Source organism: Pseudomonas sp. TMW 2.1634, from assembly GCF_001703595.1.
Classification (GTDB): Bacteria; Pseudomonadota; Gammaproteobacteria; order Pseudomonadales; family Pseudomonadaceae; genus Aquipseudomonas; species Aquipseudomonas fragi.
The window spans coordinates 4748881-4773496 of the sequence record NZ_CP016849.1 but is presented as its reverse complement, the minus strand read 5'-3'; the positions used below and the strand labels follow the sequence as shown (position 1 = coordinate 4773496).

25 protein-coding genes and 1 riboswitch are annotated in these 24616 nt (G+C 59.8%); of the genes, 11 read left to right on the top strand and 14 right to left on the bottom strand.

Annotated elements, in window-relative coordinates; all coding sequences use genetic code 11:
- Positions 1-636, bottom strand: coding sequence for an alpha/beta hydrolase (locus BFC21_RS22690; RefSeq protein WP_120266506.1), 636 nt, complete (start codon positions 634-636; stop codon positions 1-3).
- A 139-nt stretch (positions 637-775) separates the two neighbouring features.
- Between BFC21_RS22690 and BFC21_RS22685 the strand changes: the two genes are divergently transcribed.
- Positions 776-1210, top strand: coding sequence for a YhcB family protein (locus tag BFC21_RS22685; protein ID WP_016779504.1), 435 nt, complete (start codon positions 776-778; stop codon positions 1208-1210).
- Positions 1211-1423: 213 nt separating this feature from the next.
- On the opposite strand, the gene BFC21_RS22680 is transcribed toward BFC21_RS22685, so the two are convergent.
- The 3 genes from BFC21_RS22680 to BFC21_RS22670 all read right to left on the bottom strand — a co-directional run bounded on the left by BFC21_RS22680 (position 1424) and on the right by BFC21_RS22670 (position 4929).
- Complete coding sequence (locus BFC21_RS22680) at positions 1424-2146, bottom strand: OmpA family protein (RefSeq protein ID WP_088378995.1); 723 nt, start codon at positions 2144-2146, stop codon at positions 1424-1426.
- Between the two features lie 155 nt (positions 2147-2301).
- Entirely contained in the window at positions 2302-4059 is a 1758-nt protein-coding gene (locus tag BFC21_RS22675; protein WP_088378994.1) for a DUF1302 domain-containing protein, read from the bottom strand.
- Positions 4060-4299: 240 nt separating this feature from the next.
- Positions 4300-4929 (bottom strand): LysE family translocator, encoded by a 630-nt coding sequence (locus BFC21_RS22670; protein WP_016779501.1) that lies wholly within the window; start codon positions 4927-4929, stop codon positions 4300-4302.
- An 80-nt stretch (positions 4930-5009) separates the two neighbouring features.
- Between BFC21_RS22670 and BFC21_RS22665 the strand changes: the two genes are divergently transcribed.
- The 3 genes from BFC21_RS22665 to BFC21_RS22655 all read left to right on the top strand — a co-directional run bounded on the left by BFC21_RS22665 (position 5010) and on the right by BFC21_RS22655 (position 7850).
- Positions 5010-5975: a 2-hydroxyacid dehydrogenase gene (locus BFC21_RS22665; protein ID WP_095005053.1), complete on the top strand. Its 966-nt coding sequence runs from the start codon at positions 5010-5012 to the stop codon at positions 5973-5975.
- Between the two features lie 30 nt (positions 5976-6005).
- Entirely contained in the window at positions 6006-7004 is a 999-nt protein-coding gene (locus BFC21_RS22660) for a class I SAM-dependent methyltransferase (protein WP_088378992.1), read from the top strand.
- A 50-nt stretch (positions 7005-7054) separates the two neighbouring features.
- Positions 7055-7174: riboswitch (yybP-ykoY riboswitch) on the top strand.
- 91 nt (positions 7175-7265) lie between these two features.
- Positions 7266-7850: a TMEM165/GDT1 family protein gene (locus BFC21_RS22655; RefSeq protein WP_086799543.1), complete on the top strand. Its 585-nt coding sequence runs from the start codon at positions 7266-7268 to the stop codon at positions 7848-7850.
- A gap of 105 nt (positions 7851-7955) precedes the next feature.
- Here BFC21_RS22655 and BFC21_RS22650 read toward each other — a convergent pair whose 3' ends face one another.
- Genes BFC21_RS22650 through BFC21_RS22635 form a run of 4 tightly spaced genes read right to left on the bottom strand, consistent with a single transcriptional unit; the run spans position 7956 to position 9942 of the window.
- Positions 7956-8774, bottom strand: a complete 819-nt coding sequence (locus BFC21_RS22650; protein WP_095005055.1) for a M48 family metallopeptidase — start codon at positions 8772-8774, stop codon at positions 7956-7958.
- A 34-nt stretch (positions 8775-8808) separates the two neighbouring features.
- A complete protein-coding gene (locus BFC21_RS22645) occupies positions 8809-9435 on the bottom strand; it encodes an SOS response-associated peptidase (protein WP_088378990.1) in 627 nt (208 codons plus the stop codon).
- Between the two features lie 51 nt (positions 9436-9486).
- Positions 9487-9747, bottom strand: coding sequence for a putative signal transducing protein (locus tag BFC21_RS22640; protein WP_088379578.1), 261 nt, complete (start codon positions 9745-9747; stop codon positions 9487-9489).
- A 12-nt stretch (positions 9748-9759) separates the two neighbouring features.
- Positions 9760-9942 (bottom strand): CPXCG motif-containing cysteine-rich protein, encoded by a 183-nt coding sequence (locus tag BFC21_RS22635; RefSeq protein WP_088378989.1) that lies wholly within the window; start codon positions 9940-9942, stop codon positions 9760-9762.
- A 105-nt stretch (positions 9943-10047) separates the two neighbouring features.
- On the opposite strand from BFC21_RS22635, the gene BFC21_RS22630 reads away from it, so the two are divergent.
- The gene (locus BFC21_RS22630) at positions 10048-11214 is read left to right on the top strand and encodes a 1-acyl-sn-glycerol-3-phosphate acyltransferase (RefSeq protein ID WP_088378988.1); all 1167 of its coding nucleotides are present in this window, start codon (positions 10048-10050) and stop codon (positions 11212-11214) included.
- 178 nt (positions 11215-11392) lie between these two features.
- On the top strand, positions 11393-11599 hold the full coding sequence (locus tag BFC21_RS22620; RefSeq protein ID WP_016779492.1) for a hypothetical protein: 207 nt from the start codon (positions 11393-11395) through the stop codon (positions 11597-11599).
- Positions 11600-11659: 60 nt separating this feature from the next.
- On the opposite strand, the gene BFC21_RS22615 is transcribed toward BFC21_RS22620, so the two are convergent.
- Positions 11660-12244, bottom strand: a complete 585-nt coding sequence (locus tag BFC21_RS22615) for a YajG family lipoprotein (protein WP_016779491.1) — start codon at positions 12242-12244, stop codon at positions 11660-11662.
- 156 nt (positions 12245-12400) lie between these two features.
- Here BFC21_RS22615 and BFC21_RS22610 point away from each other — a divergent pair, with 156 nt between their 5' ends.
- Both BFC21_RS22610 and mqo read left to right on the top strand, forming a co-directional pair.
- Entirely contained in the window at positions 12401-12634 is a 234-nt protein-coding gene (locus tag BFC21_RS22610) for a hypothetical protein (RefSeq protein WP_088378987.1), read from the top strand.
- 694 nt (positions 12635-13328) lie between these two features.
- Positions 13329-14837 carry a malate dehydrogenase (quinone) gene (gene mqo / locus BFC21_RS22605; protein ID WP_088378986.1) on the top strand — a complete coding sequence of 503 codons (1509 nt, stop codon included), beginning with the start codon at positions 13329-13331 and terminating at the stop codon, positions 14835-14837.
- Positions 14838-15071: 234 nt separating this feature from the next.
- On the opposite strand, the gene BFC21_RS22600 is transcribed toward mqo, so the two are convergent.
- The 5 genes from BFC21_RS22600 to BFC21_RS22580 form a co-directional block, all read right to left on the bottom strand.
- Positions 15072-15359 carry a PA4642 family protein gene (locus BFC21_RS22600; RefSeq protein ID WP_016779488.1) on the bottom strand — a complete coding sequence of 96 codons (288 nt, stop codon included), beginning with the start codon at positions 15357-15359 and terminating at the stop codon, positions 15072-15074.
- A 51-nt stretch (positions 15360-15410) separates the two neighbouring features.
- Positions 15411-15905 (bottom strand): hypothetical protein, encoded by a 495-nt coding sequence (locus tag BFC21_RS22595; RefSeq protein WP_095005057.1) that lies wholly within the window; start codon positions 15903-15905, stop codon positions 15411-15413.
- A gap of 55 nt (positions 15906-15960) precedes the next feature.
- The gene (locus BFC21_RS22590; RefSeq protein WP_120266504.1) at positions 15961-17676 is read right to left on the bottom strand and encodes an ABC transporter ATP-binding protein/permease; all 1716 of its coding nucleotides are present in this window, start codon (positions 17674-17676) and stop codon (positions 15961-15963) included.
- Positions 17677-17817: 141 nt separating this feature from the next.
- The gene (locus BFC21_RS22585) at positions 17818-18378 is read right to left on the bottom strand and encodes a response regulator transcription factor (protein ID WP_016779485.1); all 561 of its coding nucleotides are present in this window, start codon (positions 18376-18378) and stop codon (positions 17818-17820) included.
- Positions 18371-19633, bottom strand: coding sequence for an ATP-binding protein (locus BFC21_RS22580; protein WP_088378983.1), 1263 nt, complete (start codon positions 19631-19633; stop codon positions 18371-18373). The genes BFC21_RS22585 and BFC21_RS22580 overlap by 8 nt, the downstream gene beginning before the upstream one ends.
- 328 nt (positions 19634-19961) lie before the next feature.
- Here BFC21_RS22580 and BFC21_RS22575 point away from each other — a divergent pair, with 328 nt between their 5' ends.
- From BFC21_RS22575 to BFC21_RS22565, 3 genes are all read left to right on the top strand, one after another.
- Positions 19962-20678, top strand: coding sequence for an SIMPL domain-containing protein (locus BFC21_RS22575; protein WP_088378982.1), 717 nt, complete (start codon positions 19962-19964; stop codon positions 20676-20678).
- 412 nt (positions 20679-21090) lie between these two features.
- Positions 21091-22716 carry an ABC transporter substrate-binding protein gene (locus BFC21_RS22570; protein WP_120266503.1) on the top strand — a complete coding sequence of 542 codons (1626 nt, stop codon included), beginning with the start codon at positions 21091-21093 and terminating at the stop codon, positions 22714-22716.
- Positions 22717-23014: 298 nt separating this feature from the next.
- The gene (locus BFC21_RS22565; RefSeq protein WP_120266502.1) at positions 23015-24613 is read left to right on the top strand and encodes an ABC transporter substrate-binding protein; all 1599 of its coding nucleotides are present in this window, start codon (positions 23015-23017) and stop codon (positions 24611-24613) included.
- Positions 24614-24616: the final 3 nt, after the last annotated feature.

Below are 24616 nucleotides of genomic sequence, written 5' to 3'. Positions count from 1 at the left end.
TCAATTCGAAAGGCGTGGCGCTACCAACTCTTTGAGCTCGGGCAGCTTGCCGTGAAAAAAGTGTCCGCATTCTGCCACTTTCAGCAGCTCATGGGGGCGCGACAGCTCGTTTGACCAGTTATAGACCAGCTGCGGATCGATCACTTCGTCGGTTTCGGGCTGGATAACGGTGATCGGGCAGTTGTGGGGCAAGGTGTCTTCGTCACGCAGGCGCATCACTGCCGGTGCCACCATAAACAGCCGCGCCAGCTGCTCGCCTTCAGCTTCGAGCCGGCCACCCAGGCTGGCAGCAACAAAACCGCCGAACGAAAAACCGAGCAGGGTGATCGGCAAGTCCGGGTGTTTAGCCCGCAACCAGCGAGCGGCGGCCAACGCATCGTCCACTTCACCGCTGCCCATGTCGTGGCTGCCTTCACTGGCGCCGGTGCCACGGTAATTAAATCGCAAGGTAACCAGGCCAGCATCACGGGCAGTGCGCTGCAGGGTCGAAACCACTTTATTCATCATGGTGCCGCCCTGTACCGGATTGGGGTGGCACAGCAGCGCAAGGCCCTTGGGCTCAGCAGAATCAAGGTAGAGGGCTTCAAGCTGGCCGACCGGGCCAGCAATTACTACGGGGGTTTCGCGGGTAAGCAAGAGGGAACTCCGTGACCTCAGATGGGGTCGACTCGTCTAGCTGATAGATTCTGTCTGACATATTTGCGAGTGCATCGCGGTATACAGCGCAGGTCCGAGCCGTTAACGTAAAGCAAAGCCGTTTATAGAGGAAGGACTCGTGGAACACTCGCTCTTGATTTGGTTGTTGCCGACTCTCGCCCTGGTTGCCGGTGTCGCCATTGGTTTTCTGGTTGCTCGTCTGCTGCCCAATGCCGTGCCTAACCGCACGCAGCGTCAGCTGGACGACATCCAGGAACGTTTTGACAGTTACCAAAGTGAAGTGGTTACCCACTTCAACACCACCGCCAACCTGGTGAAGAAACTCACTCAGAGCTATCAGGACGTGCAAGAACACCTCGCCGAGGGCGCCAACCGTTTGGCCCTGGACGAGCAGACTCGCCAACGCCTGCTGGCTGCCCTGCACCCGGATGTGCCACAACCGCATCGCGAGCGCATCACCCCGCCGCACAGCACCGAGCCGCCTTTGGACTACGCACCAAAAAGCCCCAACGGCCCGGGCATGCTCGATGAGCATTACGGCCTGAAGAAGTAAAAGTTGCACACAACAAAAAGCCCCGCGATCTGCAAGGATCGCGGGGCTTTTTGTTGTGTGTCTTGCGCCCCCGTAGCAGCTGCCGCAGGCTGCGATCGACGACAAAGTCGTCGCAAGATCAGCCGTCACCGTGTATCAGGCAAACCCCGCACCCAGGGTTTGCGACTGCTGCGCAGCCGGACGCAGCCTTCGGCAGCTGCTACGAGGTACTGATCAAGGGTACTGCTGCACCTGACCCGGCTGCTGATACTGCATGCCCGGGATTGGCGCCAGGGTCACCTGCACGCGACGGTTCTGTGCGCGGCCATCTGCGGTGGCGTTGCTGGCAATCGGATCAGCCGGGCCCATGCCTTTGACCGACAGGTACTGGCCGCTGACACCTTGAGACGTCAGGTAGGTCGCTACGCTTTGCGCACGCTGCTGCGAGAGCTGCATGTTGTAGTTGTAGTTACCGGTGCTGTCGGTGTAACCCACGATCTGGATCAGGTTCTGGTTGTTGAATTGCTTGAGCGAGTTGGCCAGGTTGTTCAGCGGCTGATAGAAACTTGGCGCAATGTTGGCCGAGCTGGTTGCAAACGTGATGTTGCCCGGCATCACCAGGGTGATGTTGTCGCCCTGGCGCTGAACTTCAACGCCCGTGTTGGCCATGCTCGCACGCAGGGCTGCTTCCTGCTTGTCGGCGTAATAGCCATAACCCGCAGCCCCCAGGCCCGCCACAGCGGCGCCGATCAACGCGCCCTTGCCACGGTTGTTATGGTCGATCGCAGCACCCGCCACAGCACCGGCCAGAGCCCCCAGGCCACCGTAGGTGGCGGTCTTGCTCAAGCCCGTGCCGGAAGATGCCTGGCCCTGGTTGTCATACGGGTTGGGCGTAGCGCAGCCGGCCAGCAAGGCAACCGCACTTGCAGCAACAATCAAACGACGCGAAATGAACATGGTGAAGCTCCTGATCAATCTTTCTGGGGGCAAAGGCCATAGGCATTAGACCTTTATAGGCGTTGGAACACGACCAACGGTAAAAATTCCTTTGATCGAAAACATTTGCACTGAATCAACAATAGTCGCCCGATCGCCTGCCCACAAATCCCGATTCAGAACTTCACCCCCGCCGTCAGCGCCATGAAATCGCGATCACTGAGGGTGTTGTAGCGACCGCCAAAGAAGTTGGTGTATGACAGGCTGGCGGTGTAAGTGTTTTGGTACTCACCGTCCAGGCCCAGGCTGATGGCCTTGCGGCCTTCCTCGAAGCTGGCGTCAGGCCCCGGCGAGTAGCCGCTGACGTCATGGGACCACCCCAGGCTGGGCTTGAGGTTCACCCCGGGCAGCACGCTGTTGTATTGCCACACCGCCCGGCCACGGTAGCCCCAGGAAGTGGCCGTGGTGAAGCCGTCAGTGCCTGCGGAGCCAAACACCGGGTCACGCCCGTAGCGCAGCCCGGACGGGCTATCCAGGCCAGCCACATGTGTCACCCCCACTTCGCCGGTGACCGTCAGGCGATCGGCCCCCATCGCGTTATCGAACACATGACTCAGGGAGGTCTGCAACTGTGTGACTTCCTTGCGCCGATAACCCTGCACATCCGCGCCAGGCGTCACGGTCAGTGGCGATGCATCGGCAAGGCCGGGCAGCAACGTGACATTGGCGTACAACAGGTCGTTGCTGTTGAGTTGCACCGGGGCATTGGGCCGGTAGCTCAATTCACCTTTCCAGGCCGTGCCTGTGGATAACGTGGTGGCAAAACTCACACCGTACAGGCGGATATCTTCGGGGTACTCGACGTAATAGCTGGAATTACCGGCCACGATCATCGGCGCCAGCCCGCCCGCGCCCGCCGCTGCGTTGTAGGCCGATTGCGCTGCAGCGCCGGCGCTGAGGATCGGGTCGCGGCTGTGGTAATTCATGAAATAGGCGCCGAACTCGGTGTCCAGCGGCTCGAACATATAGTGCATGGCCAGGCCAAATTGCCCGCTGTTGCGCGCATTGCGGTTGGCGCCACGGCGCACCAGCACGCCCTCCTCGTTCACCTCTGCACCCGCCGATGTGAGCGCCGCCAGGTCAGCGACATCCAGGGCCGAGCGCTTGCTCATCACCCGGTAGTTGCCGCTGCAGCCGTCGGCAATCACGTCAGACTGGGAGAAAAATGTGCCGCAGTTGTCCGCCTCGGACGGTTCCCAGTCCAGTTGGTAGAAGGCGTCGGCCGAGAGGTTGTCGGTGAGGTTTTGCGACACATAGAACAGATTGACCGGTACCAGGCCGTCTTTGTATTCCGTGCCCGGCCGACGATAGGCCGCGGGGTCGGTGGGGTTGATGGCATTGATGCCACCGCCGATAAACGCACCTTCGCCCCAACTGACCACCTGCTTGCCCAGGCGCACCGCGCCGGGTTGATCGGCAATGGCGTAGTTGTGATACACGAATGCATCGAGCAGTTGCGCGCCGGCCGATTGCGCACTGGCCCGGCGACCACTGTCACTGATGGCCTTGAAGGGGCGGCTGTCGTCCTGCAGCTCGAAGTCGTACCAGTATTTGCCGCGCACATACAGGCCGCTGTCGCCGTACTTCAGCTCCAGGGCGTGCATGCCGGTGAAGATTTTCGAGAAAGTCTCGCCGCGCTTGAAATTGAGACGGCCATCATCGGAAATCTGCGACTGGCCCGTTCCGCCGTTATTGGCGCCGATCAGCTTGCTGTCGGCCCTGGCGGTGGACCAACTGGCGCCAATGGACAACTCGGAATCGATCTGCCCCTCGACCGGGCCGACATTGAAGCTCACGCCCCAGGCGGACGTCGACGCGAGGCTGACTGCCAGCGCCAGCTTGGCGTGGCGCCAGGACCGGTGGACTGAGGACATCGATACTTCTCCGTGGGCACACTGCGATAGGCCCGCAAGGATGAAGCAAATCTGGATTTTGACAAGAACACTCCTACCCTCGTAGCAGCTGCCGAGGAACGAAGGCTGCGTCCGGCGACGCAGTCGTCGTAAAACCTGAGTTCGCTGCCTACCTGTTAAGCCGCAGACAAAGGTTTTACGATCGCTTCGCAATCGGACGCAGCCTTCGTTCCTCGGCAGCTGCTACGGGATATTTGGCGATTAGTGCATCTCGGTAAATGCCAGTTTCACACCCAGCGCCACCAGTACCGCGCCCATCGTGCGGTCAAACCAGTGGCCCATGCGGGCAAAACCGGTACGCACGCGCTGATGGCTGAACAGCATCGCGACCATGCAGAACCACACCCCGGTGGCCACTGCCAGGTACACGCCATAACCGGCCTGAATCGACAGCGGGGTATGCGGGTTGATCACCACGGTAAACAGCGACAGGAAAAACAGCGTCGCCTTGGGGTTCAGCCCGTTGGTCACGAAGCCCGAGGTGAAAGCACCGCGCGCCGTGCGTTCGCCCACCGGCAAGCTGGCCGCCAGCGCTGCAGGGTCGGCCGGCTTGGCCCGCAAGGCCTTGATGCCGATATACAGCAGGTAAGCCGCCGCCAGCCATTTCAGGGCGTTAAACAGCACAATCGATTGCGACACGATAATGCCAATACCCAGCAACGAATAACCGACATGGACGAAAATCGCCGTGCCCACACCAAAGGCGGTAAACATCCCCGCGCGGCGACCGTGAGTGACGCTCTCGCGCACCACCACGGCAAAATCAGGCCCGGGGCTGGCCACCGCCAGCAGGTGAATCAGGGCAACAGTCAAAAATTCTGTCCAGTACATGCGCCGCTCCATTACAAATTGTTTCTTCTGTTAGGCTCGCCACATTACGCCTTCATTTCACAGCACAAAAGGTACAGTTGATGACTAACACTCAGCGCGCCGTATTCCTTGATTACACCTCACTGGACCTGGGCGATCTCGACCTTGAGCCGCTGCGTCGCGCCTTCGGCGACGTGCAACTGTGCGCAGACACCACGCCAGCCAATGTGATCGAGCGTCTGCAAGGCGCCCGTGTGGCCATCAGCAATAAAGTCGTGCTCAACGCCCAAACCCTGGCGGCCTGCCCGGACCTGAAGCTGATTCTGGTGGCGGCCACCGGCACCAACAACGTCGACCTTGAGGCCGCCCGCGCCCGGGGCATCACCGTGGCCAACTGCCAGGGCTACGGCACGCCGTCGGTGGCGCAACACACCCTGGGCCTGCTGCTGGCACTGGCCACGCGCCTGGTGGACTACAACAAGGCCGTGGCCGATGGCCAGTGGCAGCAGTCGAAACAGTTCTGCCTGCTGGATTTTCCGATTGTCGAGTTGGAAGGCAAGACCCTGGGCCTGTTCGGTCACGGCGAGTTGGGCAGCGCGGTGGCGAAACTGGCCGAAGCGTTCGGCATGCGCGTATTGATCGGCCAGATCCCCGGGCGCCCGGCCCGTGCCGGGCGCCTTGCGCTCGACGAACTGCTGCCCCAGGTCGACGCCCTGACCTTTCACTGCCCGCTCACCGAGCACACGCGTAATTTTATCGGCGCCCGCGAACTGGCCCTGCTCAAGCCCGGTGCCTTCGTGGTCAACACCGCACGCGGCGGCATGATTGACGAACAGGCACTGGCCGACGCCCTGCGCAGCGGTCACCTGGGCGGCGCCGCCACCGATGTGCTGAGCGTCGAACCGCCCCGCGACGGCAACCCGCTGCTTGCCGCCGACATTCCGCGCCTGATCATCACCCCGCACAGCGCCTGGGGCAGTCGTGAAGCCCGGCAGCGGATCGTCGGCCAACTGGCGCAAAACGCCGAAGCGTTCTTTAACGGTACAGCGCTGCGGGTCGTCAGTTGATAGACTGCGCCCCTTTTTGAGGAGCAGATTATGGATCCGCGCAGTGAAGTACTGCTTCGTCAGCCTGAATACTTTCAAGGCTCGGTGCTGTTGGTCGGCTTGCCGGCTGACGAGTTGCTGAACGAATTGCCCGATGCCCACGGCTGGTGCTGGCATGCCGGTGACCAGGCCGTGCTCGACGCCCGTTTTGCCGGGCGCGTGCAGTTCGGTGTCGATATCCCTGAGCGGGCGTTCGACACCGCCGTGGTGTTTCTGCCCAAGTCCAAGGAGTTGAGCGACTACGTGCTCAAGGCCGTGGCCGCCCGCCTGCCGGGTGCCGACGTGTTTCTGGTCGGTGAAAAAAAGGGCGGCATCGAAGGCGCCTCCAAGCAACTGATCCCGTTTGGCAAACCGCGCAAGCTCGACAGCGCACGGCACTGCCAGCTGTGGCAAGTGACCGTGGAAAACGCGCCTGCGGCACCGGTGCTGCATGAGCTGGCGCAACATTACGAACTGCCGCTGGCCGAAGGCCCGCTCAAGGTCGTGAGTTTGCCCGGCGTGTTCAGCCACGGCCGCCTGGATCGCGGCAGCGCCCTGCTGCTTGAGCATCTGGACAAGCTGCCCAGCGGCCACGTGCTGGACTTCGGCTGCGGTGCGGGCGTGCTCGGGGCTGCGGTCAAACGTTGCTACCCGCACAACAACGTCACCTTGCTCGACGTGGATGCTTTCGCCACTGCCAGCAGCCGCCTGACCCTGGCCGCCAACGGCCTGGAAGGCGAAGTGATTACCGGCAACGGCATCGACGCCGCGCCGATGGGGCTGAACACGATCCTGAGCAACCCGCCGTTCCATGTCGGGGTACACACCGATTACCACGCCACCGAGAACTTGCTGCAAAAAGCAGCCAAACATCTGAAATCAGGCGGCGAACTGCGGATTGTGGCCAACAGCTTCCTGCGCTACCAGCCGCTGATCGAAGAGCATTTCGGTGCCTGTTCGGTCAAGGCCGAAGGTCAGGGGTTTCGCATCTACAGCGCCAAGCGTCGTTGATACGTTGTAAAAATAAGGGCTTGCCGGATCGGATTTGCCTAGGCAGAATCCGCTCCGTCCTAGGGGAGTAGTCTCCCACGAGCGTCAAGCTCGTCCGGCATACGTCAACATACTTGGTCAACAGACCATGGCGTATGCGACCCAGGTGTCCGCACAGACGGACCGGGGTTTGACAAGACCTATGACACGAACACCTTACCCGGGGCGGGGAGGCTGTACGTGTCATAGCCGTGTCGACCCGCCCCTGGAAACCACCTGATGATGCTCGATTCCCTGCTTGTCCCTACTGCAATCGTTGCCTTGGCCGAAATCGGCGACAAGACACAACTCCTTGCCCTCATTCTGGCCGCACGCTTTCGCAAACCCTGGCCGATCATTGCCGGTATCGTGGTCGCGACCCTGGCCAACCATGCTGCAGCCGGTGCCGTAGGTGCCTGGTTCAGTACCTTCTTCAGCGATGCCATGTTGCACTGGATCCTTGCCGCGAGCTTTACCGCCACCGCGCTGTGGACCCTGGTGCCCGACAAGATGGACGACGACGAAGCCAGCACCGCACGCAAGTACGGGCCGTTCGTGACCACGCTGATCACCTTCTTCATTGCCGAAATCGGGGACAAGACCCAGGTGGCGACCGTCATGCTCGCCGCGCAGTACCCGGACTTGTGGCTGGTGATTATCGGTACCACCCTGGGCATGTTGATTGCCAACGTGCCGGTGGTTTTGGCGGGCAACTTTGCCGCCGACAAACTGCCGTTGACCCTTATCCGCCGCTTGGCTGCCACTGCGTTCGTGGTACTGGCCGTCGTGGCGGTGTACAAGGCAATGCAGATCAGCGGCTGGGTGTAACCCAGACTTTGTGTGGGAGCGGGCTTGCTCGCGATACAGGCACTGCGGTCTTTCAGTTGAACCGCGTAGACGCCATCGCGAGCAAGCCCGCTCCCACAACAAGCGTCACGATTTCGGCGCTTGCTGATACAGCGGCATGACTTTTGGAATGGCCGCTTGCAGCGCCGCGATCCGGCTGCTGGAGGCCGGGTGGGTGCTCATGAATTCCGGCGGTGCATTCTGTGATTGCTGGGCCATTTTCTGCCACAGGGTGATCGCCGCATTCGGGTTGTAACCCGCACGGGCTGCCAGCTCCAGGCCGATCAGGTCCGCTTCGTTTTCATTGCTGCGGCTGTTGGGCAAGGTCAGGCTGTAGTTCACCACCGTGTCAGCCAGCCCCAGGCTGTCCTGCCCCAACCCCAACAAGGCGCCAGCACCCTGCTTGGCGATCTCGATACCGTAGGCCTTGGACATGGATTCACGCCCGTGCTCACGCAAGGCGTGGGCAATTTCATGGCCCATGATCGCGGCAATTTCATCGTCGCTCAGATTGAGCTGTTCGATGATCCCGCTGTAAAAGATGATCTTGCCGCCAGGGCCGCAGTTGGCGTTAAGTTCATCACTCTTGATCAGGTTCACTTCCCAGTTCCATTGCGCGGCATCCGGGCGAAAGGCCGGGGCCTGGGCAATCAACCGGTTGGCAATGGCCTGCAGGCGCTTGGCGTTGGCGCTGGTTTTGTCCAGGGCGCCCTTGGTACTGGCCTCGCTGACCGTCTGCTGGTACGACTGCGCGTACATCTGATCAACCTGCTGGCTCGACAGCATGCTGAACATGTACTGCTTGCGCTCTACGCCCACGGCGCCGCCATTGGTGGTATTCACCGCCTGACAGCCGCCCAGCAACAACCCGGCGCCCACGGCGCACACTACCGCTAACTTACCCATCAAAGCTCTCCATAAAGATGCTGCGCATCGTATCTCAACCCGGCGTCAGGCACTCGGGGGCATTGAGTTTGGGATCATTGACCAGATTGGCCAAAGGCCGTTCGCGCAACGCCATCTGCTGGCTGGCCAGCAGTGCCTGCAGCACATGCAGCGGGGTTTGCGGGTCAAGCCAGGCCTGCTGGCCGGCCTCATCCAGAATCAGCGGGCGGCGCTGGCTGGCGGCAGCCTGGGTGATCACCGCAGTACTGAGCCACACATGCCCGGCCACCGGGTAGGCCTCCCAGATACCGGCAAAAAACAGCGAGGAGCCCTCCCCCGGGGTTAGCCAATAGGGGCGCTTGCGGGTCGTGCCGCGCCACTCGTAAAAGCCGTTGGCCGGGATCAGGCAGCGACGCTCGCGCAAGGCATCGCGAAACATGGGCTGTTCGACCACAGTTTCGGCACGGGCGTGGGCCGGGGTACGCGACAGGTCAGTGAGCCAGGCCGGGGTCAGGCCCCAGCGCGCCCGCGCCAGTTCTCGCTGGCCAGGCTCGGCCCCCGCACGCAGGATCAATACCGAATCATTGGGCGAAATGTTCCACTGGGCCTGCTGATCCGCCGGAAAACCGGGCAAGGCTGCAAACGCAGGGTTCCAGCGAAACAGGGCAAAACGTCCACACATGGGGCAGCACAACTCTTCTTTTATATAGCACTGAAAAAACCGCTGCAGGCGTCAGCAGATCAGTACATCTGCAACGCTGTCGGGCTCATCGCCCGCCACCGGCGTGGCCGCATTGTACGCATCGATCAACGCGCGTGCGCAGCGCGCCTGATCATCGGCTACCGCCAGCCCCAACAACCCCAAGGCCGGCAACTCCCCGGTACCGCCAATCAAATCACGGCCCTGCAGGGTCGCCGCTATGCCTTCACTGGCCAGCATGCCCAGCAACAATTCGGCTTCCATCAGGTTTTCCGGCTCGTAGATGCGTTGCATGGTCTTCACTCACTACTCATTCTCGGTCTGTACATCGAGCATCCATTCATGACCATCGGTCTGAAGATGGAAAAGGATCGGTCGGCAACACACCGGGCAATCTTCAATGTAGCTTTGATCGCCCCCCGAAAGATCCAGTACCGCTTCTGCCGGCTCGCCACAATAGGGGCATTCATAGCGTTCAGTTTCAAGCATCGCGGTCTCCAGAGTGACTTGTGCGTATAATCGCCGGTCTATTAGCAGGGCTATTATTTTTGCCCTGCCCTGCGTACCAACCCTAGTCGTTTCCAACAAGAGAGCATGATGGGCCAATTCGATAGCATCCGACCTTACGACGACGCCGAAGTACCAGCAGTGCTGGCCCGGCTGCTCAGCGACAAGGCGTTTCTGGATATCCTGACCCACTTTCGCTTTCCGCGCCTGGCTGGCGCTTTCGGCTGGCTGTTAAAACCACTTATAGCTCATCGCCTGCGCAAAGAGTTCGCCAGCGTCAATTCGGTTGCGTCCTTGCAGGACAAGGTCGAGGTTTACGTCGACCGCACCATCGAGCATGCCACCGACGGCGTGACCTACACGGGCGTCGAGCAACTGAAGTCTGGCAGCGCCTACCTGTTTCTGGCCAACCACCGCGATATCGTGATGGACCCGGCCTTCGTCAATTACGCCGTGTACCACGCCGGCCTGCCGACGCCGCGCATTGCCATTGGCGACAACCTGCTGCAAAAGCCGTTTGTCAGCGACCTGATGCGCCTGAACAAGAGCTTTATCGTGCACCGCTCGATCACCGGGCGCCGGGAAAAGCTCGCGGCCTATCAACTGTTGTCGGCCTATATCAACCACTCGATCCGTAACGACTGCCAGTCGATCTGGATTGCCCAGGCGGAAGGCCGGGCCAAGGACGGTGATGACCGCACCGACTCGGCGATCCTGAAAATGTTTCATATGAGCCGCAAGGACGAGCCGTTTGCCGAGGTCATCCAGTCGCTGAACCTGACGCCGGTGTCGATCAGCTACGAATACGACCCCTGTGACCAGGCCAAGGCCCGCGAGCTGTACATACGCGCCACCACGGGCACCTACAGCAAGGCCCCGGGCGAAGACGACACCAGCATCGCCAACGGCATTACCGGTTATAAAGGCCGCGTGCATGTGAACTTTGCCGCCCCGGTGACCGAACCTTTCGAGGACAGCAAATTGCTTGCCGCGGAAATGGATCGTCATATTCTCAGCGGCTACCGCCTGTTCCCGGCGCACTACCTGGCGTATGCGCAGTGGGCTGAGGCTGAGGCCGAGCTGCAAGTGCCCACCGCCGCCGAGGTATTCGGTGCCGAAGAGCTGGCCAAGGCCCAACAGGAATGGCAACGCCGCCTGGACGCCTGCCCGGCCGAGCATCGCCCGTATCTGGTGCTGCAGTATGCGATGCCGGTGCGTAACCAGTATCGGATCAAGGCGGGGTTGCCCCTGTAACCCCATCCACCCTTGTGGGAGCGGGCTTGCTCGCGATGGCATCAACACGGTCAAGCAGAACGACCGAGTCGTCAGCATCGCGAGCAAGCCCGCTCCCACAAGGGTAATTTCTGCTGTCACCGTATCGCCATGTAGAGAGGCCACTCTGTGGCCCCTCGACACCGACACGGAGCTTGTCATGTTGCACGCAGAAAACCAGGACCGCCTGTACCTTATCGCCCCCAGCGACGAACAGCAGGCATTGATCGAGGGCTTGGCCTTTAACGTGCAAGACCGCCACTGGCTGGTTTACTGCGCCCTGAGCGGCCACGCCCATGCCGACCTGCCCGAGACCGACCTGCTCACCGGCGTCAGCCGCCTGGAGCTGTACGCCGAAGCGGCCTGAAACCTTCGAACACAAAAAAGCCCGAACTCCACGAGTTCGGGCTTTTTGTTTTGCCTGCGATTACTCGCTGAGCAAACGACCGATGGTCGGGTCCTTGAACACCCGTGTCAGGGCGTCGCTGAGCACGTCACTCACCAGCTTGGTGTTGGTTTCCTGATTCGGCGCCATGCCGAAGCGCTGGTCCAGCGAGGCACCATAACGGCCGCTATAGGTACGGCCACCGTTCTTCACATCGGAGCGGAAGGTCGCGCCGATGGTAGCCTCAGTCACGTACATGGTGTCCTTGGGCGACTGGTACTTGAGTTCGGCCAGGGTCACGGTCAGGGTTGGTGCGTTCATCGCGTTGGCTGTCGGGGTGAAACCCAGCAGGCGCACGGCCGCTTCGGCCTGGGCTTGCAGCTTGGGAATCAAGTCGGCACTGCTGACGCTGATCGCGCTGGTTTCCGGGTACATACCACCGCGGGTGCCCAGGGTTGGCGAAGGACGACCGTCCACCACACGCACCACCACTGGCTGGCCACGACCCACGGGGGCGAGCTGGGTGGTCAGCTTGGGTTGCGGGCTGAGTTGTTGCGGGCTGTGGGCGCAGCCGACCAGGGTCAAACTGGTCACAGTAATCAAACCGAACAACAGGCGTTGCAACATGCTTATCTCTCCAGGACTGGGTATAACAGGCCGTCAGTATAGGGTGCCGGACGCCTGCGAACTAGCTGCAAGCTGTCACCCTCCTGTCATGGCCAATTCATCCTGATGTCACCTGCTCAGGGCATAGTCGCAACGACTGACTCAACAGGTGCCGCCATGAACATGCTCTTGACCCTGCTCGGCCTCAACCGCCCCAACCGCTGCTTCGCCCGCCTTGATCCGGCAGGCCGCTGCCAGGCCTTCAAGCAATGCAAACAACCGCCGGTCGGCGACAGTTGGGTCGAAATCGAAGAAATCCGCCTTAACTGGTTGCACCAGGTGCTACCCGCCAACGCCCGTATTGCCTCGCCCGCACGGCGTTCGACGGTGCAACCGCTGCTGGGCCTCTGACCGGCGCACCAATAAAAGTCATTTAACAGGATCAATTGCCCACGTTTCTTCGCTACAATCTCCCCCCGATTATAAGGACGTCTCCTGATCGGGCCCCGCAACATCGCTAATGCGCTTGCATTGGCACCCCAAAACCGCCCACAGAGAGCCGCCCACACAGATCATGTGAAGCTGGTGCGCTTGATTTTCATGGCGTAACCCCCACTTTTTGCATGATCTGCCAGAGCTGTCATCACGCTCGGCCCCTGGTTCGGTGCCTGGCTTGCGACAGCCCTTTTTTGAGGTTCACGTATCCAAAAGAGCGTGAAAAAAAAACGGGTTTCACAACTTCACAAGAGTGTGGCGAGCAAATGAAAAGTTTTGCGTCTGAACATGCACCATTAGCGTCTGAAATTGCTTCACCAAGCAGGATCGAAGTCGGCTCCACAGCACAAGACTGAAGCCTGTCCGCTCACGGATTTGGTTGCACGAACGGACGCTCTAGACATTAAGTCGAATTGCCTCCCGGGGACTGAAATGCGTTCATATGAACCTTGAAGGCCCGGTTGGTGGCGTCCGCTGAAGCTGCAAGAAATTGCGAAGAATCGGACATGGCGATCCTGGCCACGAGTGGCCCGGGGCTAATCAGACACACGCCCCGGACACCTGGCAGCTATGCCGTCAATTTGGTGCCGTAGATTTTGGAGACGCGTTAATGGCGCATAACGAAGCAGTCGACGTAGTACTGGTTGGAGCGGGCATCATGAGTGCCACCCTCGCCGTACTGCTCAAAGAGCTCGACCCCGGCATTAAGCTGGAAGTTGTTGAGCAGATGGACTCGGGTGCCGCGGAGAGTTCCAACCCGTGGAACAACGCAGGTACCGGTCACGCTGGCCTTTGTGAGCTGAACTACACACCGCAGGCCGCCGACGGTTCGATCGACATCAAGAAGGCTGTGCATATCAATGCCCAGTTCGAAGTGTCGAAACAGTTTTGGGCCTACCTGGCACAAAAAGGCACCTTCGGTTCATGCAAGTCCTTCATCAGCCCGGTTCCTCACCTGAGCTACGTTGAAGGCGAAAAAGGCGTGTCCTTCCTGAAAAAACGCTTTGAGGTGCTGAGCAAGCACCATGCGTTTGCCGACATGGAATACACCGAAGACAAAGCCACGATGGCCGAGTGGATGCCCCTGATGATGCCGGGCCGCCCTGCGGACCAGCACATCTCGGCCACCCGTGTGGAGCATGGCACCGACGTCAACTTCGGCGCCCTGACCCAGCAACTGCTCAAGCATCTGGCCAGCGCACCGGACACCCAGATCAAGTACAGCAAAAAAGTCACCGGCCTCAAGCGCAACGGCAGCGGCTGGACGGTGAGCATCAAGGACACCAACAGCGGCAACACCCGCCACGTTGATGCCAAATTCGTGTTCCTCGGTGCCGGTGGCGCGGCCTTGCCGCTGCTGCAAGCTTCGGGCATCGAAGAAAGCAAAGGCTATGGCGGCTTCCCGGTCAGCGGCCAATGGCTGCGTTGCGACAACCCGGAAGTGGTCAAGCTGCACCAGGCCAAGGTTTACAGCCAGGCCGCAGTGGGTTCGCCACCGATGTCGGTGCCGCACCTGGACACCCGTGTGGTGGATGGCAAAAAGTCGCTGCTGTTCGGGCCTTATGCCGGTTTCACCACCAAGTTCCTCAAGCACGGTTCGTTCCTTGACCTGCCGATGTCGATCCGCCTGGGCAATATCGGGCCAATGCTGGCCGTGGCTCGCGACAACATGGACCTGACCAAGTACCTGGTCAGCGAAGTGCGCCAGTCGATGGAACAACGCCTGGAGTCCCTGCGTCGTTTCTATCCGCAGGCCAAGGCTGAAGACTGGCGTCTTGAGATTGCCGGGCAACGGGTGCAGATCATCAAGAAAGACCCGAAAAAAGGCGGCGTCCTGCAGTTCGGCACCGAACTGGTTGCGGCCAAGGACGGCTCGCTGGCCGCTCTGCTGGGTGCTTCGCCAGGCGCTTCGGTCACCGTTTCGATCATGCTCGACCTGATCGAACGCTGCTTTGCGCAAAAAGCCACGGGCGAGTGGGCGGCCAAGCTCAAGGAAATCTTCCCGGCACGGGAAAAGGTCCTCGAAACCGACGCCGACCTGTACCGTGAAATCAGCACCCGCAACTCCGAGTTGCTGGAACTGGTTGCACCACAGAGCGCCAATACCAGCATCGCGTAATGCCACACTGACGTTTCACACGTCAAAAAAAGCCCCTCGCCCTGTTTCAGGGCGAGGGGCTTTTTTGTTGCCCTGTATCGGGGCGCTGCAAAGGCGTAAGCCCAATGCAAGGTAACTCGTGAATCAGAACGTAGCAGCTGCCGAAGGAACGAGGCTGCGTCCGACATGGTGCGGCACTCCGACGAAGCCGCCGGACGCAGCCTTCGATCCTCGGCAGCTGCTACAGGGGGTGGGTCAACCGCGAGCCTGGTCGATCAGCTCGATGTACTCGTCTGCATTGCGCTGGTCCTTGATGATGTCCACGAACGTCTGACCCTGTTCGTCTTTACCATCCAGGTCGTAGCCGGCTTCCTTGAAGAAAGTCAGGAAGCGCCCAAAGTCATCGATGCGCAGGCCACGGTAGGCCTTGATCAGTTTGTGCAGCGACGGCGAAGTGGCGTCCACGGGCTCAAAGTCCAGGAACAACTTGATCTGCTCGTCGCCGATCTCGTCACCAATCAACTGCTTTTTGTCTTTACGCATATCCGGCTCCAGCCTGCTGATACTTCACGGGGCCCGCAGTTTACCCAAGGCTTATCGCGCGCGCACGCTGCCGGTGTGCAAGTCGGCCCAAATATGGCCATTGGCATAGGTCAAAAATTGTACATAGAGCGTGTCGTTGCGCAGCAGGTCAATCACCACGCGGTACTGGCTCTGCGGGTAGGAAAGGCTCAGGGTTCGGGTCTTGCTGTCGAACGCGGGCTTTTTAAGGCTTTTGCTTTCACCATCGAACGAAATCAGCACCTGGCGCACGGTCGCACCCTGGCTCATGGGCTTGCCCTTCAGGCGCACCAGCAAGGGCGAAGTGACCGGGATCGGCTGTTGGTTGGACTGGCGCTGGCTGCCCACCACCACCGAGTACGAAGTGACCAGCATCAGTTGTTGCTGCTCGGGCACCTCGCTGCGTAACTGCAGGTCATCGGCAGGCAGAAACTGCCCATGCAACAACGGCGTAGCCACAGGTGCCGCCGCCAGAGGCAGGCTGGCCAGCAGCAGGCTCAGCGCCGCACTGCGAAATAGAAGGCTCATGTCAGGTTCCAGAAAGCGGGAAGCAGCACTCTAGCATGTTGCCCGCCCGCCCCTTCTACTGCGCAACCAGTTGCCCTTCGACGATCCGCACATGCTGTGGATGAAAGCGCGCAAGGCTGCTGCGATGGCCGACACTGACAATGCTCAAGCCCGGCAGTTGATCGATCAGGGCCTGGTACACCATCGCTTCGTCCTCCTCATCCATTGCCGAGGTCGATTCGTCCATATACAGCCATTGCGGGCGATACAGCAGCGCCCGGGCAAAGGCCAGGCGCTGCTGCTCACCACCCGACAGCAGCCGCTGCCAGTGGTTAACCTCGTCGAGCTTGGGGATCAGGTGCTCCAGGCGGCACGTGCGCAGCACCTGTTCATAACGTTCCGGCGCGTAGGCATCACCGGTCTGTGGATAACTCAGGGCATCGCGCAGGGTGCCAATGGGCAAGTAGGGTTTTTGCGGCAAAAACAACGCCCGCTCACGCGGTAAACGGATTGCCCCGCCACCCCGCGGCCATAGGCCGCCCATCGCCCGCAGCAAGGTACTTTTGCCGCTGCCGGAGCGCCCGCTGAGCATCAGCCGCTCACCGTCCTGCACCTGCAAACTGGCGCCATGCAACAGTGGCCGACCATCGGCCAGATCCAGGCTCAGGTCTTTGATCTGCAACTCTTCGCCCTGGTGCTGTACATCAATCGCCGGCAAGCGCTGCTCATTGTCGGTCATGGCCTGACGAAAGCTCAGCAGACGATCGCAGGTGGCACGCCATGCCGCCAGGGTCACATAGGCATCGATAAACCAGCTGAAGTTCTCTTGCACATTGCTGAAGGCCGAGTTGATTTGCATCAGCTCGCCCAGCTCGATCTTGCCGGAAAAGTAGCGCGGCGCGGCCACGACAAACGGAAAGATAATCGCGATCTGCGAGTAACCGGCAGTGAAAAACGTCAGGCGTTTTTGCACCTTCATTTGCGTCCAGAAGTTTTTCCAGACCTTGTTGAAACGGGTACTCAGGCGCTCATGCTCATTGGCCTCGCCGTTGTACAAGGCAATGCTTTCGGCATTTTCACGGACCCGCACCATCGAGAAACGCAAGTCAGCTTCGAAGCGCTGTTGCTGGTTGCTCAGGCCGATCAGCCGTCGACCGATCAAATGCGCCAGCCAGCTGCCCACGGCGGCGTACAACAGTGCGCACCAGAACATGTAACCGGGAATGGTGATGCCAAAAACCTCAATGCTGCCCGATACACCCCACAGGATGATCGAAAACGACACCAGACTGACTACGTTGCGGATCAACCCCAGGCCCAGAGTGAGCGTGCTGTCGGTGAACGAATTGATATCTTCACTGATGCGCTGGTCAGGGTTGTCGGTATAACCGCCCTGCTCCAGCTGGTAGTAGTTCTTGTGCGCCAGCCAGCGGGCAAAGTGCTGTTCAGTCAGCCAGCGACGCCAGCGAATGGTCAGCATCTGGGTCAAATAGAGCCTGTACACCGCACCGACAATACCTGCCGCGGCAATGATCCCGAAGTAACCAATCAGGCTCCAGAACGCCTTGGCGTCCTTGTTTTCCAGCGCGTTGTAGAAGTCCTTGTACCAGTGGTTGATCCACACCGAGATGCCCACGCTGACCAGCGACAGGGCCACCACGGCGATCAACAGCAACCACGCCTTGGCACGTTCTTCACTGCGCCAGTAAGGGGTTATGAGGCGCCAGACCCGAGGGATGAAATTCCCACGCACAGCATCATTCACGACAGAAGGCTCAGCGTTCTGATTCATCGTTCAGGCTCGTTGGGAGTAAAGAGCAACCTGCAAGCCGGTCAGGACGACCGGCCCACGACGCTGGGACACGTCTTGTTACAGGTTAGAAGCTGCAGCCGTCAGCATGCAAGGTGCATTGCACGCGACTACAGCTCCCGTTCAGCGTCGCACCGGACGCTTCTGCAATTTGCGCTGCAAGGTTCGGCGGTGCATGCCCAGGGCGCGGGCCGTGGCCGAAATATTGCCTTCATGCTCACCCAGCACGCGCTGGATATGTTCCCACTGCAGGCGATCCACCGACATCGGGTTATCCGGCACCAGGGTTTCGAGGTCGGCATGCTGGGACAACAAGGCGGCGAGCACGTCATCCGCGTCCGCCGGCTTGCACAGGTAGTTGCAGGCCCCGCGCTTGATCGCTTCGACAGCGGTGGCAATGCTCGAATAACCGGTGAGGATCACCACGCGCATTTCCGGGTCGAGCTCCAGCAGCTTGGGCAGCAGGACCAGGCCGGAGTCACCGTCCATTTTCAGGTCCAGTGCCGCGAAATCGGGCAGGTCCTGCTGGGCCAGGATCAGCCCTTCTTCGGCGGAGCCGGCGGTGCTGACGCGAAAACCGCGGCGGCTCATGGCGCGGGCCATCACGCGGGTAAAAGTGGCGTCGTCATCTACCAACAACAAATGCGGCAGTTCTTCGCCTTCGACCTGAATTTCTTCACTCATTTTCATTTCCTCGGGCGACACGTGGCAGGCGCAGCTCAGTGAGCGTACCGCCATCCTCATGACTGTAGAGTTTTACCGAGCCGCCAGCGCGGGTCACGCTGGCCTTGCTCAAGAATAGGCCCAGACCGAAGCCTTTGCCCTTGGTAGTAAAAAAGGGTTTGCCGATTTGCTCGGCGATGGCCAACGGTACACCCGGACCGTGGTCACGGATACTGATGGTCAGATCAACCGCATCCCAGTCCACCGTCACTTCCAGCCCTTCCGGGCACGCATCGGCGGCATTGTTGAGCAGGTTGAGCAGCGCCTGGGTCAAATCCGGAGGGGGCGCCAGGCGCGGAACCGGCGCGTGGCCCAGGCACTGGAAGCGATAGGTGGCCTCGGGGCGCATCAAGTGCCAGCGGTTCAGGGCTTCATCCAGCCATTGCGTAACGTCCTGGACTTCAATCGCCAGACGACGGTTGGCCTCGGCGGCACGCACCAGTTGCTGCAGGGTTTCCTTGCACAGCTTGACCTGATCCTGCAGCACGCTCAAATCGTCCTGCAATTCGGGATCAAGGTGATCGCGGCGCATCTCCTTGAGCAGCACACTCATGGTCGACAACGGCGTGCCCAGTTCATGGGCGGCACCGGCCGCCTGCGTGGCCACGGCCAGCAATTGCTGGTCACGCAGGCCTTCTTCACGGCGCAAGGCGCGCAGTTCTTCCTGGCGGCGCAGCTCTTCGCCCATCTTGGCGGCAAAGAACGTAATCACGGCCGCAGACAGGGCAAAACTCAACCACATGCCATAAATCTGCAGCTTTTCGCGGAAGAACGGCACCGTGTCTATCGGGAACGACTGCGACAGCAACAAGGTGTAGAGCGCCAGCGCAATCCCGGTCAACACCAGCGAATAGCGCCACGGCAGCGTGACCGCAGCGATGGTCAGCGGCACGAGGTAATACGACACAAACGGGTTGGCCGAGCCACCCGAAAAGTACAGCAGGGCACTGTGGATAAACAGGTCGCAAGCCAGCTGCAGGGCGTACTCCAGCTCGGTGACCGGCCAGGTGGTGCGTAACCGGATTGCGGTAAACGCGCACAACAGCATGGAAAACCCGAGGGTGATACTCAGCTGAAACCACGGCAGCGGCAGCAGGTTGAACAGATAGGCAAAGCCCACTGAACCCGCTTGCGCGGCCAGCACCAACATGCGGATAAACGTAAGACGCCAGAGGTTCTGGCGTGTTGCGGACAATAACTGAACGGGGGCGAGCATGAGCTCTCCTGATGAGCGCTCCAGGCGGATCACCGGGAGTATAACCAAGCAGGCGGCCTGACAGGCAAAAGTGCGGCAAAGAGCCACAGTGTTTTTTATGAAAAAGCGGCTAATGGCCTGCATCTGGGCAAACTGTGTGGGAGCGGGCTTGCTCGCGATGGCTTCGACGCGGTCTGGCTGACACACACCGGTGCCTGCATCGCGAGCAAGCCCGCTCCCACAGGGGACAAAGAAGTAGCCGCCAAATGTATCGAAAATGTAAGCGGGCGAACTGATAGCCGTTAATTAGAGTCATATGGCCATTACTGTCCTCATTCAAGGAGCTTCCATGTCCACTTTCCAACGCACCGCTGCCCTTTTGACCCTGAGCATCGGCGCGCTTGCCAGCCTGCCGGCCCTGGCTGACGACATTCACTACAACCAGATTTCCCTGCGCGCCGAAGCCAGCCAGGAAGTGCCTCGCGACTTGATGATCGTGACGCTCTACACCGAAGCGCAAAACACCGACGCCGCCAAGCTGGCCGCAGAAATCACCACCGCGATGAACAAGGCCATCGGCCAGGCTAAATCGGTCAAGGACGTCACCCTGCGCCAGGGCAATCGCAACAGCTACCCGATTTACGACAACAAAACCCAGAAGATCACCGGCTGGCGTGAACGTGCAGAGCTGCGCCTGGAAAGCACCGACTTTGCAGCCCTGTCCAAGCTTACCGGCGACCTGATGCAAACCCTGAAAATGGGCAGCATGCAGTTCACGGTCGCCAATGCCACGCGCAAAACCAGCGAAGACGCGCTGCTCAAGGACGCTGTCAATGCCTTCAAGGCCCGCGCCCAACTGGCCACCGATGCGCTCGGCGGCAAGGGTTACAAGATCGTCAACCTGAACCTCAACACCAACGGCTACCCGCAACCCTACCTGCGCAGCGCAATGATGATGAAAGCCGCCGCCCCGGCAATGGACTCGGCGCCCACGCCTGAAGTCGAAGCTGGCACCAGCGAAGTCAGCATGAGCGCCGACGGCGTGATCGAAGTCCAGATGCAGTAAACCTGGCTCCACCGCACAAGCCCCTGACGCCCCCGCGCGCCAGGGGCTTTTTTATGCCCGCGGGAAAAACCCGGCAGACCGTCCTAGTATTAAACAACGCTCCCAAGGCTCGATGTCACTAATCAGCATGTTCCTGGACGGTAGTCTGAATAAGTAACAACCCTGACCTGAAACAGTGCAGCCACCGTGGCTGGAGTCGCAAAACGTGTAAGCAAATACGTCAAAAACGCCGACGCAAACGATCAAATGCGTCATAACTTATATAAAAGCGACATTCTTGTACGATCGTTCCACGTTTTTAATCAGCAACCGCTTTCGGATATTGCATTGGGTATGGGCTGTGCATAAGTATCGCCGGGTCGACTCACAAGGTCGCCCTCAAACCAAAAATGATAAAAATCATGAGGCCACCATGTTCAAACACGCGGTCATTCCGTTTTTAGTAGGCGCCAGCCTGTTGGCAAGCGCACCTTTCGCCCACGCAGCGACCAACCTGGTGTTTTGCTCTGAAGGCAGCCCGGCGGGTTTTGACCCGGGCCAGTACACCACCGGTACTGACTTCGATGCGTCGGCCGAGACCATCTACAACCGTTTGAGCCAGTTCGAACGTGGCGGTACCAAGGTTGAACCCGGCCTGGCGACCAGCTGGGATGTCTCGCCGGATAACCTGACATGGACCTTCCACCTGCGTGATGGCGTCAAGTTCCACACCACGCCGTACTTCAAGCCGACCCGCGATTTCAACGCTGATGACGTGCTCTTCACGTTCAACCGCATGCTCGACAAGGACATGCCGTTCCGTAAGGCCTACCCCACCGAATTCCCATATTTCACCGACATGGGCATGGATAAAAACATCGCCAAGGTGGAAAAGATCGATGACAAGACCGTCAAGTTCACCCTGAACACGGTTGATGCCGCATTTATCCAGAACCTGGCCATGAGCTTTGCCTCCATCCAGTCCGCCGAGTACGCCGACAAGCTGCTCAAGGAAGGCAAAATGTCCGATATCAACCAGAAGCCGATCGGCACCGGCCCGTTTGTGTTCAAGAGCTACCAGAAAGACTCGAACATCCGCTACACCGGCAACAAGGACTACTGGAAGCCTGAAGACGTCAAGATCGACAACCTGATCTTTGCCATCACCACCGACCCGTCGGTACGTATCCAGAAGCTCAAGAAGAACGAGTGCCAGGTCACCCTCTTCCCGCGCCCGGCCGACCTCAAGGCCCTCAAGGAAGACCCCAACCTGAAGATGCCGGAACAGGCAGGCTTCAACCTCGGTTACATCGCCTACAACGTGATGGACAAGATCAAGGGCAGCAACGAGCCCAACCCGATGGCCCAGCTCAAGGTTCGCCAGGCCCTGGACATGTCGGTGAACAAGCAGCAGATCATCGACTCGGTGTACCAAGGTGCCGGCCAACTGGCCGTTGGCGCCATGCCGCCAACTCAATGGTCGTATGACACCACCATCAAGGACGCCCCCTTCGACCCGGTAAAAGCCAGGCAACTGCTCAAGGAAGCCGACGTGAAGGAAGGCACCGAGATCGTGCTGTGGGCCATGCCGGTTCAACGCCCGTATAACCCAAATGCCAGGCTGATGGCTGAAATGCTCCAGTCGGACTGGAGCAAGATCGGTATCAAGGCCAAGATCACCAGCTACGAATGGGGCGAGTACATCAAGCGTTCCAAAGGCGGCGAAAACGGCGCGATGCTGATTGGCTGGAGCGGCGACAACGGTGACCCGGACAACTGGCTCGGCACCCTGTTTGGCTGCGACTCGCTGGAAGGCAACAACTTCTCCAAGTGGTGTAACCCCGACTACGACAAGTTGGTCAAGGCCGCCAAGGCCACCACTGATATTGCCGAGCGCACACGGCTCTACAAAGAAGCCCAGCAGATAATCAAGCAGCAGGTGCCGATGACACCTATCGCACACTCGACGGTGTTTCAACCGATGCGCAAGAACGTAGAGGACTTCAAGATCAGCCCGTTCGGTCTGAACTCCTTCTATGGGGTCAGCATCAGCAAATAAACAGGACCGGTGAATGCGGCTACAGCTCCGCATTCATCTATCTACCAGGACGGTGGAAATCACCTACAGCCTAAAGCTACTTCTGACTACATCAGAGGCTATAGGACGCAGAGACAATTCCTACAGATTTGTCAGACCCCATGCATTTACCGCTGAATGCCGACTGCTTAACGTCGACAAACAGCCGGTCCATTGCAAGGGTGCGGTTGCGTAGATGATGAAATCGACGCCCTGACGCGTACGCCTTTGATCAAGGCGCGCTCAGGACTCAAAAACAAGAAGAAGGACAGGGCACGCCATGCGCAACCCTCTGGTTTTATCTGTACTTATCAGCGCCGGCGTACTTGCCGGCAGCCCGCTCGCCAGTGCCGCCAACAGCCTGGTGTTTTGCTCCGAAGGCAGCCCGGCCGGTTTTGATACCGCGCAGTACACCACCGCCACCGACAATGACGCGGCCGAGCCGATTTACAACCGCCTCGCCGAATTTGAAAAGGGCGGCACCGCTGCCGTCCCGGCCCTGGCCACGAGCTGGGATGTGTCCGAAGACGGCCTGACCTGGACGTTCCATCTGCGTGATGGCGTCAAGTTCCACACTACCAAGTGGTTTACCCCGACCCGCAACTTCAACGCCGATGACGTGCTCTTCACCTTCAACCGCATGCTCAACCCCGAGCATCCGTTCCGCAAGGCCTACCCGACCGAGTTCCCGTACTTCACCGGGATGAGCCTGGACAAGAACATCGCCAGCGTCGAGAAAACCGACCCGATGACCGTGGTCATGAAGCTCAACACGGTGGACGCCGCCTTTATCCAGAACCTGGCCATGAGCTTTGCCGCGATCCTGTCGGCCGAGTACGCCGACCAGTTGCTCAAGTCCGGCAAGCCCAGCGACATCAACCAGAAGCCTGTAGGCACCGGCCCCTACGTGTTCCAGCGCTATCAGAAAGACTCCAACATTCGCTACGCCGCCAACAAGGACTACTGGGACCCGAGCCAGGTCAAACTCGACAACCTGATTTTCTCGATCAGTGTCGATGCCTCGGCGCGCATGCAAAAGCTGCGTAAAAACGAGTGCCAGGTCTCGCTGAACCCACGCCCTGCCGACGTTGCCGGGCTCAAGGCCGACCCTAAGCTGCAGGTCATCGAAAAACCCGGTTTCAACCTCGGTTACATCGCCTACAACGTGCAGCACAAACCCTTTGACCAACTGCAAGTGCGTCAGGCACTGGACATGGCGGTCAACAAGGACGAGATCCTCAAGGCCGTCTACCAGGGCGCAGGCCAGAAAGCCGTCAATGCCATGCCGCCGACCCAGTGGTCCTACGACGAGACCATTACCGACGCCCCCTACAACCCCGAAAAAGCCAAGGAGCTGCTCAAGGCCGCCGGGGTCAAGGACGGCACCGAGATTACCCTGTGGGCCATGCCCGTACAGCGCCCTTACAACCCGAACGCCAAGCTGATGGCCGAGATGCTGCAGTCGGACTGGGCCAAGATCGGCCTCAAGGTCAAGATCGTCAGCTATGAATGGGGCGAGTACATCAAGCGCACCAAAAACGGCGAGCACGATATCAGCCTGATCGGCTGGACCGGCGACAACGGTGACCCGGACAACTGGCTCGGCACCCTGTACAGCTGCGACGCGATTGGCGGCAACAACTACTCCATGTGGTGCAACAAGGAGTACGACACCCTGGTCAAGAACGCCAAGGTCGTGACCGATCGCGACCAGCGCACGGTGCTCTACAAACAGGCCCAGCAGTTGCTCAAGCAACAGGTGCCGATCACCCCCATTGCGCACTCTACGGTCAACCAGCCGCTGAGCGCCAAAGTCGAAGGCTTCACGGTCAGCCCCTTTGGGCGTAACGCCTTCTCGGGCGTGAGCCTCAAGGACTAACTT

Bases quoted from the DNA above. Each gene is read 5' to 3' on its own strand.
- BFC21_RS22655 (WP_086799543.1), top strand. From the start codon at position 7,266: ATGCTCGATTCCCTGCTTGTCCCTACTGCAATCGTTGCCTTGGCCGAA.
- BFC21_RS22640 (WP_088379578.1), bottom strand. From the start codon at position 9,747: ATGCAACGCATCTACGAGCCGGAAAACCTGATGGAAGCCGAATTGTTG.
- BFC21_RS22570 (WP_120266503.1), top strand. From the start codon at position 21,091: ATGTTCAAACACGCGGTCATTCCGTTTTTAGTAGGCGCCAGCCTGTTG.
- BFC21_RS22665 (WP_095005053.1), top strand. From the start codon at position 5,010: ATGACTAACACTCAGCGCGCCGTATTCCTTGATTACACCTCACTGGAC.
- BFC21_RS22585 (WP_016779485.1), bottom strand. From the start codon at position 18,378: ATGAGTGAAGAAATTCAGGTCGAAGGCGAAGAACTGCCGCATTTGTTG.
- BFC21_RS22565 (WP_120266502.1), top strand. From the start codon at position 23,015: ATGCGCAACCCTCTGGTTTTATCTGTACTTATCAGCGCCGGCGTACTT.
- BFC21_RS22610 (WP_088378987.1), top strand. From the start codon at position 12,401: ATGAACATGCTCTTGACCCTGCTCGGCCTCAACCGCCCCAACCGCTGC.
- BFC21_RS22600 (WP_016779488.1), bottom strand. From the start codon at position 15,359: ATGCGTAAAGACAAAAAGCAGTTGATTGGTGACGAGATCGGCGACGAG.
- BFC21_RS22580 (WP_088378983.1), bottom strand. From the start codon at position 19,633: ATGCTCGCCCCCGTTCAGTTATTGTCCGCAACACGCCAGAACCTCTGG.
- BFC21_RS22575 (WP_088378982.1), top strand. From the start codon at position 19,962: ATGTCCACTTTCCAACGCACCGCTGCCCTTTTGACCCTGAGCATCGGC.
- BFC21_RS22635 (WP_088378989.1), bottom strand. From the start codon at position 9,942: ATGCTTGAAACTGAACGCTATGAATGCCCCTATTGTGGCGAGCCGGCA.
- BFC21_RS22620 (WP_016779492.1), top strand. From the start codon at position 11,393: ATGTTGCACGCAGAAAACCAGGACCGCCTGTACCTTATCGCCCCCAGC.
- mqo (WP_088378986.1), top strand. From the start codon at position 13,329: ATGGCGCATAACGAAGCAGTCGACGTAGTACTGGTTGGAGCGGGCATC.
- BFC21_RS22675 (WP_088378994.1), bottom strand. From the start codon at position 4,059: ATGTCCTCAGTCCACCGGTCCTGGCGCCACGCCAAGCTGGCGCTGGCA.
- BFC21_RS22645 (WP_088378990.1), bottom strand. From the start codon at position 9,435: ATGTGTGGACGTTTTGCCCTGTTTCGCTGGAACCCTGCGTTTGCAGCC.
- BFC21_RS22660 (WP_088378992.1), top strand. From the start codon at position 6,006: ATGGATCCGCGCAGTGAAGTACTGCTTCGTCAGCCTGAATACTTTCAA.
- BFC21_RS22595 (WP_095005057.1), bottom strand. From the start codon at position 15,905: ATGAGCCTTCTATTTCGCAGTGCGGCGCTGAGCCTGCTGCTGGCCAGC.
- BFC21_RS22615 (WP_016779491.1), bottom strand. From the start codon at position 12,244: ATGTTGCAACGCCTGTTGTTCGGTTTGATTACTGTGACCAGTTTGACC.
- BFC21_RS22590 (WP_120266504.1), bottom strand. From the start codon at position 17,676: ATGAATCAGAACGCTGAGCCTTCTGTCGTGAATGATGCTGTGCGTGGG.
- BFC21_RS22670 (WP_016779501.1), bottom strand. From the start codon at position 4,929: ATGTACTGGACAGAATTTTTGACTGTTGCCCTGATTCACCTGCTGGCG.
- BFC21_RS22680 (WP_088378995.1), bottom strand. From the start codon at position 2,146: ATGTTCATTTCGCGTCGTTTGATTGTTGCTGCAAGTGCGGTTGCCTTG.
- BFC21_RS22630 (WP_088378988.1), top strand. From the start codon at position 10,048: ATGATGGGCCAATTCGATAGCATCCGACCTTACGACGACGCCGAAGTA.
- BFC21_RS22650 (WP_095005055.1), bottom strand. From the start codon at position 8,774: ATGGGTAAGTTAGCGGTAGTGTGCGCCGTGGGCGCCGGGTTGTTGCTG.